Raw genomic sequence first — 15,374 nt, forward strand, 5'->3', positions numbered from 1 at the left:
GGGCCCGGTTCCGTCATGGAACCGGGCCCCTGCGCTGTCCCGCGGTCAGGCCGCCGCGTCGGCGCGCCCGCCCCGCCGGTGGCTGATCTCGCCGAGGACGATGTCGACGACGAGGAACGCGGCCAGCGGAATGCCGAGGAGCGGGACGTAGTACCCGAGGACCGCGATGGCCGCCACGCACGGCAGCAGGATCAGCGGGGGCACCTTCTGCCAGGCCCCGCGCGGGATCGGACGGCCGAAGGCCGAGCCGCGGCCGCGCTGCCACCACATCCGGTAGCCCCACACGATCAGCAGGATCAGGGAGAGCGCGAGCAGCATCAGGGCGATCTGGTTGACCAGGCCGAACAGCACGCCCGTGTGCAGGTCGATGCCCCAGCGGGTCAGCTTCGCGAGGATCGGGTAGTCGGCGAACCGCAGCACGTCGGTGACCTCGCCGGAGGTCGGGTCGACGGCCACCGCGTCCTGCTTCGTGGGGTAGCTGCGCCCCACCTGCTTCACCACGTACGTCGACGACTCGTCGGCGGGCGGGACGATCTCGACCGGGTCGCCGAGCCCCTCGGCCCGCGCCGCCGCCAAAACCTTGTCGAGGCCGACGCCGTGCTCGGCGTCCCCGGCCGAGGCGGACGCGCCGTGTCCGGAGTGGTCGCCGCCCGCGGTCGCGGAGATCGACGGGGTGGCCTGGTGGAGCGAGGTGCGCAGTACGTCGATGTTGGCGCCGGCGTAGGTGGACCAGGTCAGACCGGTCACCGACAGGAAGAGGAACCCGGCGGCGGCCCACGCGCCGACGCCGCCGTGCAGACCGAGGGTGCGGCGCCGCCCGCTGGTCCCGCGCAGTTTGCGCTGGGCCCGGCGGCGGGTGAACCACATCACGAGCCCCGCGCTCGCGATCACCCACAGCCAGCTCGCCGCGAACTCGCTGTAGAGGCGGCCGGTCTCGCCGAGGTGCAGATTGCGGTGGAGCCCGGAGATCCAGGTGCGCAGGGGCAGGGCGCCGGTCGAGCCGTACTGCTCCAGGGCGCCTTCGACCTTGGCGGTGTACGGGTCGACGAACACGGCGAGGGTGTGGTCGGCGTCGACGCCCTCGACGCCGGAGAGCAGGACCCGGGTCGTGGCGTCGTCCTCCGGGGAGGGACGGACGGCGGCGACGGTGCCCTCGGGGTGGGCCTCACGGGCGGCGGTGACCTGCTCCGAGATGGGCAGTTTGACGTCGCCGACCTCCGAGACGGTCAACTCGTCGGAGTAGACGATCTTCTCGGCCTGGAAGGAGGCGGCGTAGAGGAGTCCGGTGCAGGCGGCCACGAGAAGGAACGGCGCGACCAGCAGTCCGGCGTAGAAGTGCAGGCGCAGCAACAGGGGGCGGAGCGGTGCCCAACTGCTGCGTGACGGCGTCGGATCGGCGGCTTTCGGGGCCTCGTCCGTGGTCCTCGTGAGAGCGGAGGTCATCGGCGGTTCTTTTCTGGGGCAGGGGACGTTTCTCGGCTGTACCGGTCCAGTAGTCGGGGAGAGAGGCCTTCGAGTTCCCGGAGGCTTAAGTGACCTGCGTCACACAAGGGTGGGCCGGCGGGCGTGGCATCCTGGCGCGATGGCAACTCCCCGTCATCACGCGCCCCTTGCCGGGCTGGTCGAGGAACTCCTGGCCGGCGACGGCCCGCTGCCGATCGTGGCGGCCGGCGATCCGGTGCTACGGCGCGGCACCGAGCGGTTCGAGGGACAGCTGGACTCCGCGCTGCTCGCCCGGTTCGTCGAGGCGCTGCGCGTCACCATGCACGCGGCGCCGGGCGTGGGTCTGGCGGCTCCGCAGGTCGGCGTGCCCCTGCGGATCGCGGTGATCGAGGACCCGGCGCCGGTGCCGGACGAGATCAGGGTCGCGCGCGGACGGGTGCCACTGCCGTTCCGGGTGCTGGTCAATCCGTCGTACGAGGCGGTCGGCACCGCGCGCGCCGCCTTCTTCGAGGGCTGTCTGAGCGTGCCGGGCTGGCAGGCGGTGGTGGCGCGCCACGCCGAGGTGCGGCTGACGGGCGAGGACGAGCACGGTCGCGCGGTGGACGAGGTGTTCTCCGGGTGGCCGGCGCGGATCGTGCAGCACGAGACCGACCACCTCGACGGCACGCTCTACCTCGACCGGGCGGAGCCGCGGTCGCTGTCGTCGGCCCAGGCCATGGCGGAGCGCTGGGCGCAGCCCACGCCGACGGAGGCCGCGAAGGCGCTCGGCTTCGACCTGCCGTAGCTCGGTTACTTCGCGCAGGAACTGACGGACGGTGAACTCCGGGGTGTGCTGGGCCCGTTCCTTTCCTTCGGGACGACGTCGACATGGGCACGCATCCGGGCGCGGTCGTCATGGTGACCCACGACGACCGCGCCGTGCGGGCGTTGCGCCCCCTTCGGGTCCCGCCGCGTGACTCAGTTGTCGCGGTAGCTCTCCAGCAGCCGCAGCCACACCTCGCTGATCGTCGGATAGGACGGCACGGCGTGCCACAGCCTGCTGATGGGGACCTCTCCGGCGACGGCGATGGTGGCGGAGTGGATGAGTTCGCCGACGCCCGGGCCGACGAAGGTGACGCCGAGGAGGATCTCGCGCTCCAGGTCGACGACCATGCGGGCGCGGCCCCGGTAGCCGTCGCCGTACAGGCTCGCGCCGGAGACGTTGCCGAGTTCGTAGTCGACGGCGCGGACGCGGTGGCCCGCCTGTTCGGCCTCGGCCAGGGAGAGGCCGACGGCGGCGGCCTCCGGGTCGGTGAAGACGACCTGGGGTACGGCGGAGTGGTCGGCGGTCGCGGCGTGCGCGCCCCAGGGGTCCGTCTCCAGGAGCGGGACGCCGGAGGCTCGGGCCGCGATGGCGGCGCCCGCGATGCGGGCCTGGTACTTGCCCTGGTGGGTGAGGAGGGCGCGGTGGTTGACGTCGCCGACGGCGTAGAGCCAGTCGCTGCCGGTGACGCGGAGGCTGTCGTCGACCTCCAGCCAGGAGCCGGGTGCCAGGCCGACCGTGTCGAGGCCGATGTCGTCGGTGCGCGGGGCGCGTCCGGTGGCGAAGAGGATCTCGTCGGCCTCGATGCGGTCGCCGCCGTCGGTGACGACCACGACGGTGCCGTTCTCGCGGGTCACCGACGCGACCGAGGTGCCGGTGCGGACGTCGGCGCCCGCCTCGGTGAGGCCCTCGTGGACCAGTTCGCCGGCGAAGGGCTCCATGCGGTTCAGCAGGCCCTTGCCGCGGACCAGGAGGGTGACCTGGGAGCCGAGGGCCTGCCAGGCGGTGGCCATCTCGGTGGCGACGACACCGCCGCCCACCACGACCAGCCGGCCGGGCGCGGCCTTGGCGCTGGTGGCCTCCCTGCTGGTCCAGGGCTTGATCTCGTCGAGTCCTGGCAGGTCGGGCAGGACGGCGCGGGTGCCGGTGCAGACGGCCACGGCGTGCCGGGCGGTGAGCACCTTGTCGCCCACGGTGACCGTGCGGGGGCCGGTGAGGCGGCCGTGGCCGCGGTAGAGGTCGGCGCCGATGCCCTCGATCCAGCGGACCTGGCCGTCGTCCTTCCAGTGGGAGGTGTATTCGTCGCGTCGTGCGAGGACCGCGGCCGTGTCGAGGGGGCCCTGCACGGCGGGTGCGAGACCGGGCAGGCGCCGGGCGTCGGCCTGGGCGATGACCGGGCGCAGCAGGGCCTTGCTGGGCATACAGGCCCAGTAGGAGCACTCGCCGCCGACCAGCTCGCTCTCCACGACCGCGGTGGAGAGGCCGGCCGCACGGGTGCGGTCGGCGACGTTCTCCCCCACGGGCCCGGCACCGAGCACCACGACGTCGTACACAGTGGTTTCCGTTTCCGTCATGGGGTCAGTCTTACGGGTGGTGTGCGCTCAGGCCACATGGGTACGCGCGCGGAATACCTACGCGGCCTGCCGTGTTTGCGACGACGGCTTCGCCCCGACATCAGGAAGAGGGATTCACGCCATGAGCAAGACCGTGGAGCTCACCAAGGAGAACTTCGACCAGACGGTCACGGACAACGACTTCGTGCTGATCGACTTCTGGGCGTCCTGGTGCGGGCCGTGCCGTCAGTTCGCGCCCGTCTACGACAAGGCCGCCGAGGAGAACCCGGACCTGGTCTTCGGCAAGGTGGACACCGAGGCGCAGCCGGAGCTGGCGGCGGCCTTCGGGATCCAGTCGATTCCCACGTTGATGATCGTCCGTGACCGGGTGGCCGTGTTCGCCCAGCCGGGCGCGCTGCCGGAGGCCGCGCTGACGGATGTGATCGGACAGGCCCGCAAGCTGGACATGGACGAGGTCCGCAAGTCGGTCGCCGAGCAGCAGGCCAACGCCGAGCAGAACGGCCAGTGACCGCAGGGCCGTTGAGGTACCGCATCCCGGTGGGGGCTCACCACTGGAGGGGAAGTCCCGTGTAGTTCGCGGCCAGTTCGGCGGCGGCGTGCCGGGATGCGGTGATCCGGCGCAGCCGCGCGAGCTGGAGGCGGTGCTCGAAGGGGTCGGCGTCGGGCCGGGTGTGCAGCATCGTCGTCATGTCGTACGAGAACCGGGTCGCCTGCCAGACGCGGGCGAGGCACGACTGCGAGTAGGTGTCCAGGAGTCGCTCGGATCCGGTGCGGTGCAGCTCGGTGAAGGCGCGGCCGAGGAGGCGTACGTCGGACACCGCGAGGTTGAGCCCCTTGGCGCCGGTCGGCGGGACGATGTGGGCGGCGTCGCCGGCCAGCAGGAGCCGTCCGTGGCGCATCGGTTCGTGGACGTAACTGCGCATCGGAGTCACGGACTTGGCGGTGATCGGGCCGCGGCGCAGGGTCCAGTCGGCGTCGATGGCGAACCGGGCGGCGAGTTCGTCCCAGATGCGGTCGTCGAACCAGTCGTCCGGGTCGGTGCCGTTCGGGACCTGTAGGTACAGACGTGACACATGCGATGAGCGCATGCTGTGCAGGGCGAACCCGCGCTCGCCGCGGGCGTAGATCAACTCGTCGCAGGACGGGGCGACATCGGCGAGGATCCCCAGCCAGGAGTACGGGTAGTCGTGCTCGTGGGCGCGGCTCACCTCGGCGGGGACGGTGTCGCGGGCGATGCCGTGGAAGCCGTCGCAGCCGACGACCCAGTCGCAGCTCAGGGTCTGTTCGCGGCCCTCGTGCACGAACCTCACGAGGGGTGTCGCGCTCTCCGGCTTCTCGATCGCGAGCGCCTCGGCCTCGAACAACAGCGGTGGTCCGTCGGCCAGTTGGAGGGCTACGAGGTCCTTCACGATCTCGGTCTGGGCGTAGATGGTGACGGTGCGGCCGCCGGTGAGGACCGGGAAGTCGATGTGGTGCCGTTCCCGGTCGAAGCGCAGTTCGATGCCCTGGTGGACCAGGCCCCGCGCCTCCAGGCGCTCGGCCGCGCCGCACTCGCGCAGGGCGTCGACCGTGCCCTGCTCCAGCATTCCGGCGCGCTGGCGCTGTTCGATGTATGCGCGTGTCCTGGCCTCCAGGACGACACAGTCGATGCCCGCGCGGTGCAGCAGGCGGGCGAGGAGCAGTCCGGCGGGGCCGCCGCCGATGATGCCGACCGTCGTGCGCATGGCACGCCTCCCGTGAGTGACAGCCTGATGCTCAGGCTGTCAGCTGGATTCGCGGTGCACCACCGTCGCTCCCAGTACTTTGTGCGTCTCGGGTACGGCGCCGGGGTTGCGCACCGCGCGGTCGACGAGTTCGGCGAGGTCGCGGCCGGAGGGCAGTTCGAGGTGGACCGTGCTCAGCCGGGGACGCAGGAGCCGGCCGAGCATCAGGTCGTCGGCGCCGATCAGCGCCGTCTCGCCGGGCACGTCGATCCCCTGGTCCTGGAGGGCGCGCATCAGCAGCATCGCGTACTCGTCGTTGTACGCGAACACCGCGTCCAGGTCGAGCTCGCGCCAGCGGGCGGCGAGCCGGGCGGCGGCCTCCTCGGTGTGGGCGAGGGGCAGATGGGTCACGGTGGCGTCGGTGCCGCGCAGGGCGTTGCGTACGCCTGCGAGGCGGGGCAGCGAGAAGGCCTCCAGGCCCGCCTCCTCGGGGACGACGACGCCGATGCGGCGCCGGCCGCGCGCGTAGAGGTGGGTGGCGGCGCAGTGGCCGACCGCCTCGTGGTCCATGAGCAGGGCGTGGGCGCCCTCGACGGACTCGGGGCCGAGGGTGACGACGGCGCGGGCGCCGGAGCGCTTGAGGACCGCGACACCCTTGGGGCCGAGCCCGGCGCCGGGCACCAGGACGGCGACCGGGCGCAGTTCGGCCCAGGCGCGGGCGGCCTCGTCGCCGTGCAGCCCGACGCTGCCGTGCTGCACGACGGTGTAGTCGAGGCGGCTGAGGGCCCACTGGAGTTCGTTGATGAACTGGCCGTAGAGCTGGCCGACGGGGATGGTGGGGGCGGGCATCAGGACCAGGCGGCTGTGTCCGGCGCGCAGGCTGCGGGCGGCCGCGTGGGGCACGTACCCGAGTTCCTTGGCGGCCTCGTGGACACGGCGGCGGGTGGGCTCACTGATCCGGACGGCGCTGGTGTTGTTGAGGACGTAGGAGACGGTCGCGCGCGAGACGCCGGCCAGACGGGCCACATCGGCGCTCGTGGGCACGGAGCGCGGTGCGGGAGACGCGGGGGCGGGCGTTTTCGGTATCTGCACCATGACGTGACGCATCTTTGCAGAACCTGTGCGAGCCGCCTCTCAGTGGGTCGCCCCGGTGCCCGTCACGCGGGCCACCAGATCGGCCCAGCCGGCTTCGAGGCGCTCCATCGGCATGCCGCACTCCCTGGTCAGGTGGTGGATCAGGGCGGGGTCGAGAGAGCTGAGCAGGGTCCGCGCCAGCAGTTCGCAGTCGGCGTCCGGCACGATCTGGCGCAGCAGGACCGTGACGTGCATGGTGAGCGCGCGGTGCGAGGGGTGCGCGAACCGGCGGGCGGGCTCCGGCTCGGCGGCGAGGTGGAGGTCCAGCTGCTCGGCCGTGCGGTACAGCACCGCCACGCCGAACGCCCGCAGCCGCTCCAGGGGCGGCGCCCCGGGACCCAGGGGCGGCGGGCCGCCGAGGAAGTCCTCCTGGAGCCTCTTCGCCGAGTGGTCCAGCAGCGCCATCAGCAGACCCGTCCGGTCGCCGAAGCGGCGGAAGACGGTTCCCTTGCCGACCTGGGCCGCGGCGGCCACCGCCTCCATCGTGACCCCGGCGGCGCCGTGCTCGGCGATCAGCCGGGCGGCCGCCTCCAGCAGCCTGGCCCGGTTGCGTGCGGCGTCGGCACGCAGGCAGGGCTCCTCCTCGGGTGTGCCGAGCTGCAGCAACTCGGCCTCACCCGCAGGTTCCTGAGGCCTGGGAAACGGCGGCAGAGAGGCGGACATGAAGACAGCGTAAAGCATCGGGAATGAAACTGGACCGCGGTCCGGTTAGGGTGATAGAAACTAAACGGACCCCGGTCCGTATTGTGACGGCACTGTTTCAGCATCTTGGAGTTCGCATGTCTGTTCGCATCCTTGCGCTCGTCGGCAGCCTTCGCGCCGGTTCGCACAACCGCCAGCTCGCGGAGGCGGCCGTCAAGTTCGCGCCCGAGGGTGCGAGCGTCGAGCTCTTCGAGGGCCTGGCCGACATCCCGTTCTACAACGAGGACATCGACGTCGAGGGCAGCGTCCCGGCCCCGGCCGCCAAGCTGCGTGAGGCCGCCCAGGCCGCCGACGGCTTCCTGTTCTTCTCCCCCGAGTACAACGGCACCATCCCGGCCGTGCTGAAGAACGCCATCGACTGGCTGTCCCGTCCGTACGGCGCCGGCGCCTTCGGCGGCAAGCCGGCCGCCGTGGTCGGCACCGCGTTCGGCCAGTTCGGTGGCGTGTGGGCGCAGGACGAGACCCGCAAGGCGCTGGGCATCGCCGGCGCGACGGTGCTCGAGGACGTCAAGCTCTCCATCCCCGGTTCCGTGGTCCGTTTCGCCGAGACCCACCCGGCCGACGACGCCGAGGTCGCCGCGCAGCTGACCGAGGTCATCGCCCGCGTGCACGGCCATGCCGGCGAGACCGCTGCCGCCTGACCGTCTCCTCACGGCGAGGGGCTGGAGCCCAGGGGCTCCGGCCCCTTTCTCATGCCCTGGCCCAGTTCGCAGGAGAACGCGCTGTCGACGCGGTCCGGTACGGCGCGGTGGGCGTCCGCGGCGCTCAGGCCACGGCAGTGGCCGCCAGCTCCCGCAGCTGCGTCAACGCGGCCTCGACCGCGGGGCGTTCGCGTCCGCCGTGCCGGGTGCAGGTGAGCAGTTTGCGGTGCGGGTTGCCGGTGCAGGGCACCCGGGTGACGGGCAGGTGCGGGGCGAGTTGGGCGAGGCGCGGGATCAGCGCGACGCCGAGCCGATGGGCGACGAGACATGCCATGACGTTCCAGTCCACGGCGTGGTGCACCACCGAGGGGCTGAACCCGGCCTCCCCGCAGGCGGACATGATGTGCGGGCGGCAGGGGCTGTCCGGCATCGGGGCGATCCAGTCCTCGTGCGCCGCTTCCGAGAGGTCCACGCCCTCTCGCCCGGCCAGCGGATGACCGGCGGGCACGACGAGGTCGAACGGGTCGTCCAGCAGCGGCTGTTGGTCGTAGCGGGGGTCGTTCAGCGGCGGGTTGTGCGGGGTGGCCTCCACGATCGCGAGGTCGCTCTCGCCCTCGAAGAGCAGATCGAAGCTCGCCGGTACATCGGCCTCCTGGATCCGCACACTCAGCCGCGGATACCGCTCCTGGAGCCGCACCGCCATCGGCGCCAGCAGCACCGAGATGGCCACCGGGTAGCCGCTCACCCGCAACAGCCCGCCGGGCGCGCCCTGTTCGGCGCGCAGATCGAGTTCCGCCTGTTCCCAGCGGGCCTGGATGGCGTCCGCGTGCGCCAGCAGGCTCTCGGCCGCCGGGGTGAGCCGGATCCCCCGGCCCTGGGGTTCGAGGAGGTCGACGCCGAGGTCGCGGGCGAGCTGGCGGATCTGCTGGGAGGCGGCGGACGGGGTGAAGTGCAGGGCGCGGGCGGCCGCGGTGACCGTGCCGTAGTGGGCGACCGCGCGCAGGACGTGGAGCCGACGCAGATCAATCATGAAGCCCACGCTTCAAGGTGGGGTCCGGAAAGTCAACCTGGACGTGTACGAAGTGGGCGGCGCACCCTGGAGGTGTCGCGACGGTCAGCCATCCACGACGTACGAGGAGTCCCCATGACCAGCCCGACCGGCACGACCACGGCCGGCACCGTCTGCCCGCACTGCGGATGGCCGGACGGCGCCGAGCCCTTCCAGGTGGTGTCCCGGCACGCCACCGCGGCGGGTCGCACGGTGTGGACCCGCTGCGGCTGCGGCTCGCTCCAGGTGCGTGTGGTCGACGACCGCGGGATGCGGATCGTCTCCCGCAGCGGACCCACCGTCCCCCAGCCCAGTCCTGAGGTCTCTCAGTCCAGTCCCGCCAGCCGCTGAACCGCGGGGGCCGCGAACCGCTCGATGAACGCCGCCGGCTCCCCCGTGCGCGGGGAGAGGATGACGGTGTCGATGCCGAGCTTGGTGTAGCCCGTGATGTCCTGGGTGAAGGCGTCGAGGTCACCGGTGGTGAGCGGGTCCCCGGAGTAGGCGACGGTCTTGCGGATCGCGTCGTAGTCGCGGCCCTCGGTGTCGCAGTGGCCGCGCAGGACGTCGAGTTTGTGGGCGACCTCCTCGGGGGTGGTGGTGAACAGGTTGCAGGCGTCGCCGTACCGGGCCACCAGCCGGAGCGTCTTCTTCTCGCCGCCTCCGCCGATCATGATCTCGGGGCGCGGGTCGCTGACCGGGGCCGGCACGGACAGCGTCTCGGCGAGGCGGTAGTGCTTGCCCTCGAACGGGCCGTTGGTGTCCGGGTCCCACATCTGGAGGCAGATCCGCAGGGTCTCCTCCAGCCGCTCGAAGCGCTCGGAGACCGGCGGGAACGGCACCCCGAGGCCCGCGTGCTCCCGGTCGTACCAGGCGGCGCCGATCCCGAGGGTGGCCCGGCCGCCGGACAGGACGTCGAGCGTGGTGGCGATCTTGGCGAGCAGTCCGGGGTGCCGGTAGGTCACCCCGGTCACCAGGGCGCCGAGCTGGACCGTGGAGGTGCGGGCCGCGAGATAGCCGAGGGTCGTGTAGGCCTCCAGCATGGGGTCCTCGGCCCGGTCGTTGAACTCCATCTGGAAGTAGTGGTCCATCACCGACAGCCAGCTCAGTCCCGCTGCCTCGGCGGCATCGCCCGCGGCGGCGAGTTCGGCGCCGAGCGCGGGTCCTCCCCCGGGATGGTCGAACCGGTTGATGTGCACGCCCACGCGCATGGCCGTCTCCGTTCACCGAGGTCTTCACCGACCCTGGTGACGCTAGGTCCTGGAGCGCTCTCGAAGTCAAGGGGCTCGCCTAGGAGACCGGCTCCTCCTGCTTCCTGGAGGCCCTCAGACTCGTGAAGGTCGTGACGGCGAGGACCAGCACGATGAAGCCGAGCGAGAAGGGGATGCTGATCTCGGGCACATGGACGCCGGACTCGTGCAGCGCGTGCAGCACCAGCTTGACGCCGATGAAGCCCAGGATGATCGACAGGCCGTAGCTCAGGTGGACGAGCCTCTTCAGCAGGCCGCCGATGAGGAAGTACAGCTGACGCAGCCCCATCAGCGCGAACGCGTTCGCCGTGAAGACGATGTACGGATCCTCCGTGAGGCCGTAGATGGCGGGGATGGAGTCGAGCGCGAACAGCACGTCGGTGGAACCGATCGCGAGCATCACGACCAGCATCGGGGTCATGACCCGCTTGCCGTTCTCCTCGATCCACAGCTTGGTGCCGTGGTAGCGGTCGGCCACGCCGAAGCGCCGCTCGACCATCTTCAGCAGCTTGTTCTCCTGGTACTCCTCCTCGTGCTCCTCCTTGCGGGCGTCCTGGACGAGCTTCCAGGCGGTCCAGATCAGGAAGGCACCGAAGAGGTAGAACACCCAGGAGAACGTGGAGATGATCGCCGCGCCGGCCGCGATGAACACGGCGCGCAGCGCCAGGGCCAGCAGCACGCCGACCATGAGGACCCGCTGCTGGTACTGCGTGGGCACCGCGAACTTCGCCATGATCAGGACGAAGACGAAGAGGTTGTCGACGCTCAGCGACTTCTCGGTGATGAACCCGGCGAAGAACTCACCGGCCGGCTTTCCGCCGCTGAAGACCAGCAGGCCGATGCCGAAGAGACAGGCCAGCACGACCCAGACGACCGTCCAGATGCCGGCTTCCTTGATCGACACGTCGTGGGGCTTGCGGCCGATGAAGAAGTCGACGGCGACGAGCACGCACAAGGCGGCTACCGTCAGCAGCCAGACGGAGAGGGACACGTTCACTTGTTACTCCTGGTACGTGTGGGGCCTTCACAGGGTTGTGCCAGGTTCTGATCGCTTCCACCCCCGATAGGTGAACAAAAGGTCATGACATGGCAAGGTCTCCCAGGTCACGCCGGTGCCACCCGCCGTACGGCGGACAGGTTCCGCCGTACGGCGGCGCCCCGGACAGCGCGCAGGGCGCACATCATGTCCGCACGAGCCGCCGCGCTGCCGCGTGAGGAGAAGACATGAGCCTGGTGCCACCGCCCTTCGACCCGGAGCTTGCCGGAGCCCTGGAGCTGATCAAGGAGTTCGTCTCCCCCGGGATGACCCCGGAGGACATCGAGCAGATACGTCAGGGCCCCGGCATCCAGATGCTGGCCGAGCTGGACCTGACGCTCGACGGCTTCTTCAAGGTCGAGGACCGTGTGGTGCCGGGTCCCGAGGACGCCCCCGAGATCTCGCTGCTGATCTGCCGCCCCACCCTGCCCTCGGCCACGGGTCCGCGCCCCGTCGTCTACCACGTGCACGGCGGCGGCATGGTCCTCGGCAACAACCGGGTGGGCGTGGACGTGGCGCTGGCCTGGGCGAAGGAACTCGACGCCGTCGTGGTGTCGGTGGAGTACCGGCTGGCCCCGGAGGACCCCTATCCCGCGCAGATCGAGGACGTGTACGCGGGTCTGGTGTGGACGGCGGAGCACGCCGGGGAGCTGGGGGCCGACCCGGAGCGGATCGTCCTCGCGGGCGCCAGCGCGGGCGGCGGACTGTGTGCGGCCCTCGCCCTGCTCACCCGGGACCGCAAGGGGCCTCGGCCGCTCGGCCAGGTGCTGATGTGCCCGATGCTGGACGACCGCAACGACACCCCCTCCGCGCACCAGATGGCGGGCCTGGGCGTCTGGGACCGTACGGCCAACGAGACCGGCTGGACCGCGCTGCTCGGAGACGGCCGCGGCGGCCCGGACGTTCCGGCGTACGCGGCACCGGCCCGTGCCGAGGACCTGACCGGGCTGCCCCCGGCGTTCCTGGACGTGGGTTCCGCGGAGACCTTCCGGGACGAGGTCGTCGCCTACGCCTCCCGGATCTGGCAGGCCGGCGGGATCGCGGAGCTGCATGTGTGGCCGGGCGGCTTCCACGGCTTCGACGGTTTCGCCCCGCAGGCGGCCCTGTCCCAGCGCGCACGGGCGGCGCATCTGGACTGGCTGCGCAGGCTCCTCGACGCGTGAGCGTGCGGCGCGGCTCACACCGGGTGGTGCCCGGCGTGAGCCGCGGGGCTCCCCTGCCGGGCCCCGCATGCCGCACCATGGACTCATGAAAGAGCTGGCCGGGCGTCTGACCGCGCTGGACCCGGACGCCGGTGCCGCCGTCCAGGTGATCGCCTACTTCGACCGGCTGGCCGAGTCACGGGCCGGTCTGGAGGCACTGGTGCGCGGGGCGGCCGTACTGGCCGGGGTGCCCGCGCGGCTCGTCGACGCGGACCGGCGGGTGCAGGTGCGCGTGGAGGCCGACGGCACGCGCCGCGAGTCGGATCTGGCGCCGGATCCGGCCTGGCCGTCGGCGGCGCTGACGCCCGGCGGGGCGCCCGCGCTGTGGCTGGAGCGTGCGGCCGAGCCCAGCGTGGTGGACGCCGTGATCCTGGAACGGGCCGCCGGTGCCGTGCGGCTCGTCCTCGACCGCACCCGCGGCCGGGCCCCGGCCGACGATCCGGCGCTGGTGGAGACACTGCTCGACGCCACGGCCCCGGAACCGGCCCGGCTGCACGCGGCGCGGCGCCTGGGCCTCGACCCGGCGACGCCCGCGCGCGCCGTGGCCGCCGCCGACGGACTGCCCCGGATCGTCCCCGAGCAGCACGGTGCGGACCTTCCCGCCGGGCGCCTGGGCCTGGGCCCCGCCGTGCCGGTGCTCGACCTGCCGCGCTCCTGGGCCGCCGCGCGCACCGCACTGCGGTTCACCGCGGAGGGCACCGCGCAGGATCCCGGTCAGCGGGTGGTGTACGCCGACGAGCTGGGCGGCACGGCCCTGCTCGCCGATCTGGTCGTACCGGGGGCCGAACCGCCGCCCGACGTCCTCGCGTTGGAGTCCGCGGCCGCGGCGACCCCATGGCTCCTGGCCACCTTGCACGCCGTCGCGTCGACGGCGAGTCTGCGGGCGGCCGCCGCGGAGATCACCGTGCACCACTCCACGCTCCAGGACCGGTTGGTGCACGCCGAGCATCTGCTGGGCTGGCCGGTGCGCACCCCGCAGGGCCGGTTCAGGATGCAACTGGCCCTGACGATGCGCCACTTGGCCCGCTCGTAGCCGCGGTCAGCGGAACTCGTGCACGACCTGGATCTCGCCGACGATGTGCGCGTTGAACTCGTCGAGCTCCTCGGCCGGCACCCACAGCTCCAGGATCGTCTCGCCGCCCGCCCGCTGGACGGGGTAGCGGCGCAGGTAATCCGAGTCGACCTCGAAGCGGGTCACGAAGCCGGCGCCGTCGTGCTTGACGTTCCAGTCCCGGGCGATCTTCACGGCGTAGTCCTCGTTCAGGACGGGGTAGAAGATCGGCTGCTCGGGCAACCGGGGCGGCCAGGCACGCCAGTCCAGCTCGCGGACCAGATCCAGCTCGACGGGGCCGGTGGGGCGCCAGAGGGTCGTCGTCGGTCGGGGGCTGGTCATTTGGGTCGCTCTCCGTGCGGGGTGGGTCGGAACGCGGCGACCCTATCGGGGGCGGCGAGGCGCTCACCACCGGGTTTCACCGCGGCCTGCGCACCGGCCCGGATCCCGGCACGCTCGACTGACGCTCAGCGCACCTGGTTCATCAGCGCCAGCGCCGCCTCCGCGACCGAGGTGACGACCCCCGTGGACGCGTCCGCGGTCGTGGCGACGTCCGTCAGCAGGCGGACGTCCTTGCGGAGCAGCGGTCCGGCGTGGGCGGCCAGCCGGTCGAGGGTGCCGCCCGCGGCGGTGACCCGGTCCAGGGCGAAGCTCCTGCCGCTGCCGTGGGAGATGACACGGGCCAGGGCGGCGGGGTCGACGGCCAGGTCCCGGCCGAGGGCGAGGGTGCTCGCGGCGGTGGCGAGGTGGGCGGTGAACAGGACGTTGTTGAGGAGCTTGGCCACCTGGCCCGACCCCAGCGGACCCATGTGGACGACCGGATCGCCGTAGGTCTCGAAGACCGGGCGGCAGTAGGCGACGGTGCCCTGCTCTCCCCCGGCCATCACCACCAGCCTGCCCTCCGCCGCGGCCGGCCCGCCGCCGCTGACGGGTGCGTCGATGAGCGTGACCCCGTGGGTGCGGGCCACCTCGGCGAGGCGGCGGCAGGTGTCGGGGTGGACGGTGCTGTGCACCGCGACCACCCCGCCCCGGCGCAGACCCGACAGGACCCCGGACCCTCCGGTGAGGACCTCCTCCACGTCGGCGTCGTCCACGACGCACACACAGACCAGGTCGCTGACCGACGCCAGTTCGGCGGGGGACCCGGCGCGCTTGGCCGAGGTGTCCTCGAAGGGGAGCAGGGTGGCGGGGCGGCGCGCCCAGAGCGTCGTCCCGAACCCCGCCTCCACGATCCTGCGGGCCATGGGCGCGCCCTGGCTGCCCAGTCCGATGAAACCGACGCGCATCAGCCTGCCTCCTGCTCGGGGGGTTCGGGACGCCAGAACACGGCGAGCAGTCCCGCCGTCGCCACCACGGCGACGCCCAGGGCGAGAACGCCACCCGCCCAGCCGGTGACGTCGATGCCGCTCGCCTCGTCCACCGACACGCCGCCCGGTCCCAGGACGGCCAACGCCAGGGCGACGACGGCGAGGGTGAGGACGTACTCGTAGCCCTCCTTGAAGACGAAGAAGCCGTTGCGGCGGTGGGCGAGCAGGCCCGCGACGAGCATCACCGAGACGACGGCCGCGCAGGCCAGCGGGGTGAACAGGCCGAGCACCAGGAGCGCACCGGCGCCGATCTCGGTGACGACGCTCATCCAGGCCTGGAGGGTGCCGTTGCGCAGGCCCAGGCCGGTGAACCAGCGGGCGGTGCCCTCGATACGGCCGCCGCCGCGCCAGTGGTTGAGGCCGTGCGCGATCATCACGACGCCCAGGACCAGCCGTATCAGCAGCAGCGCGAAGTCGTCCATGG

17 protein-coding genes are annotated in these 15,374 nt (G+C 72.1%); 6 read left to right on the forward strand and 11 right to left on the reverse strand.

Going from position 1 to position 15,374, the window contains the following annotated elements:
• Positions 1 to 45: 45 nt before the first annotated feature.
• The gene (locus ACFY0U_RS22815; protein WP_388638569.1) at positions 46 to 1,443 is read right to left on the reverse strand and encodes a PepSY-associated TM helix domain-containing protein; all 1,398 of its coding nucleotides are present in this window, start codon (positions 1,441 to 1,443) and stop codon (positions 46 to 48) included.
• Positions 1,444 to 1,582: 139 nt separating this feature from the next.
• On the opposite strand from ACFY0U_RS22815, the gene ACFY0U_RS22820 reads away from it, so the two are divergent.
• Positions 1,583 to 2,227 (forward strand): peptide deformylase, encoded by a 645-nt coding sequence (locus tag ACFY0U_RS22820; RefSeq protein ID WP_388638570.1) that lies wholly within the window; start codon positions 1,583 to 1,585, stop codon positions 2,225 to 2,227.
• A 173-nt stretch (positions 2,228 to 2,400) separates the two neighbouring features.
• Here the strand turns inward: ACFY0U_RS22820 and ACFY0U_RS22825 are convergent, their stop codons facing one another.
• Positions 2,401 to 3,819: a dihydrolipoyl dehydrogenase family protein gene (locus tag ACFY0U_RS22825; RefSeq protein WP_388638572.1), complete on the reverse strand. Its 1,419-nt coding sequence runs from the start codon at positions 3,817 to 3,819 to the stop codon at positions 2,401 to 2,403.
• Between the two features lie 121 nt (positions 3,820 to 3,940).
• Between ACFY0U_RS22825 and trxA the strand changes: the two genes are divergently transcribed.
• Entirely contained in the window at positions 3,941 to 4,327 is a 387-nt protein-coding gene (trxA, locus tag ACFY0U_RS22830; protein WP_388638573.1) for a thioredoxin, read from the forward strand.
• Positions 4,328 to 4,364: 37 nt separating this feature from the next.
• Here trxA and ACFY0U_RS22835 read toward each other — a convergent pair whose 3' ends face one another.
• Genes ACFY0U_RS22835 through ACFY0U_RS22845 form a run of 3 tightly spaced genes read right to left on the reverse strand, consistent with a single transcriptional unit; the run spans position 4,365 to position 7,337 of the window.
• Positions 4,365 to 5,543 (reverse strand): 4-hydroxybenzoate 3-monooxygenase, encoded by a 1,179-nt coding sequence (locus tag ACFY0U_RS22835; protein ID WP_388638575.1) that lies wholly within the window; start codon positions 5,541 to 5,543, stop codon positions 4,365 to 4,367.
• 39 nt (positions 5,544 to 5,582) lie between these two features.
• Positions 5,583 to 6,629, reverse strand: a complete 1,047-nt coding sequence (locus ACFY0U_RS22840; protein ID WP_388638577.1) for a LacI family DNA-binding transcriptional regulator — start codon at positions 6,627 to 6,629, stop codon at positions 5,583 to 5,585.
• Between the two features lie 27 nt (positions 6,630 to 6,656).
• Positions 6,657 to 7,337, reverse strand: a complete 681-nt coding sequence (locus ACFY0U_RS22845; protein ID WP_388638579.1) for a TetR/AcrR family transcriptional regulator — start codon at positions 7,335 to 7,337, stop codon at positions 6,657 to 6,659.
• A gap of 98 nt (positions 7,338 to 7,435) precedes the next feature.
• Between ACFY0U_RS22845 and ACFY0U_RS22850 the strand changes: the two genes are divergently transcribed.
• Positions 7,436 to 7,999 (forward strand): NAD(P)H-dependent oxidoreductase, encoded by a 564-nt coding sequence (locus ACFY0U_RS22850; protein WP_388638580.1) that lies wholly within the window; start codon positions 7,436 to 7,438, stop codon positions 7,997 to 7,999.
• A 124-nt stretch (positions 8,000 to 8,123) separates the two neighbouring features.
• Here ACFY0U_RS22850 and ACFY0U_RS22855 read toward each other — a convergent pair whose 3' ends face one another.
• Positions 8,124 to 9,029 (reverse strand): LysR family transcriptional regulator, encoded by a 906-nt coding sequence (locus ACFY0U_RS22855; protein WP_388638581.1) that lies wholly within the window; start codon positions 9,027 to 9,029, stop codon positions 8,124 to 8,126.
• A 114-nt stretch (positions 9,030 to 9,143) separates the two neighbouring features.
• Between ACFY0U_RS22855 and ACFY0U_RS22860 the strand changes: the two genes are divergently transcribed.
• Positions 9,144 to 9,398 carry a hypothetical protein gene (locus ACFY0U_RS22860; protein WP_388638582.1) on the forward strand — a complete coding sequence of 85 codons (255 nt, stop codon included), beginning with the start codon at positions 9,144 to 9,146 and terminating at the stop codon, positions 9,396 to 9,398.
• Here the strand turns inward: ACFY0U_RS22860 and ACFY0U_RS22865 are convergent.
• Both ACFY0U_RS22865 and ACFY0U_RS22870 read right to left on the reverse strand, forming a co-directional pair.
• Positions 9,374 to 10,255, reverse strand: a complete 882-nt coding sequence (locus ACFY0U_RS22865; RefSeq protein ID WP_388638583.1) for an LLM class F420-dependent oxidoreductase — start codon at positions 10,253 to 10,255, stop codon at positions 9,374 to 9,376. The genes ACFY0U_RS22860 and ACFY0U_RS22865 overlap by 25 nt on opposite strands.
• Positions 10,256 to 10,334: 79 nt before the next feature.
• Positions 10,335 to 11,291, reverse strand: coding sequence for a TerC family protein (locus ACFY0U_RS22870; RefSeq protein WP_388638584.1), 957 nt, complete (start codon positions 11,289 to 11,291; stop codon positions 10,335 to 10,337).
• A 227-nt stretch (positions 11,292 to 11,518) separates the two neighbouring features.
• Between ACFY0U_RS22870 and ACFY0U_RS22875 the strand changes: the two genes are divergently transcribed.
• Both ACFY0U_RS22875 and ACFY0U_RS22880 read left to right on the forward strand, forming a co-directional pair.
• The gene (locus ACFY0U_RS22875) at positions 11,519 to 12,493 is read left to right on the forward strand and encodes an alpha/beta hydrolase (protein ID WP_388638585.1); all 975 of its coding nucleotides are present in this window, start codon (positions 11,519 to 11,521) and stop codon (positions 12,491 to 12,493) included.
• 85 nt (positions 12,494 to 12,578) lie between these two features.
• Positions 12,579 to 13,565, forward strand: a complete 987-nt coding sequence (locus ACFY0U_RS22880; protein ID WP_388638587.1) for a helix-turn-helix domain-containing protein — start codon at positions 12,579 to 12,581, stop codon at positions 13,563 to 13,565.
• A 6-nt stretch (positions 13,566 to 13,571) separates the two neighbouring features.
• On the opposite strand, the gene ACFY0U_RS22885 is transcribed toward ACFY0U_RS22880, so the two are convergent.
• From ACFY0U_RS22885 to ACFY0U_RS22895, 3 genes are all read right to left on the reverse strand, one after another.
• On the reverse strand, positions 13,572 to 13,925 hold the full coding sequence (locus ACFY0U_RS22885) for a hypothetical protein (RefSeq protein WP_388638588.1): 354 nt from the start codon (positions 13,923 to 13,925) through the stop codon (positions 13,572 to 13,574).
• 125 nt (positions 13,926 to 14,050) lie between these two features.
• Positions 14,051 to 14,869 carry an NAD(P)-dependent oxidoreductase gene (locus ACFY0U_RS22890; RefSeq protein WP_388638590.1) on the reverse strand — a complete coding sequence of 273 codons (819 nt, stop codon included), beginning with the start codon at positions 14,867 to 14,869 and terminating at the stop codon, positions 14,051 to 14,053.
• The gene (locus ACFY0U_RS22895; RefSeq protein ID WP_388638592.1) at positions 14,869 to 15,372 is read right to left on the reverse strand and encodes a DoxX family protein; all 504 of its coding nucleotides are present in this window, start codon (positions 15,370 to 15,372) and stop codon (positions 14,869 to 14,871) included. The genes ACFY0U_RS22890 and ACFY0U_RS22895 overlap by 1 nt, the downstream gene beginning before the upstream one ends.
• Positions 15,373 to 15,374: the final 2 nt, after the last annotated feature.

The organism is Streptomyces sp. NPDC001536 (assembly GCF_042894505.1).
In the GTDB taxonomy this organism is placed as follows: Bacteria; Actinomycetota; Actinomycetes; order Streptomycetales; family Streptomycetaceae; genus Streptomyces.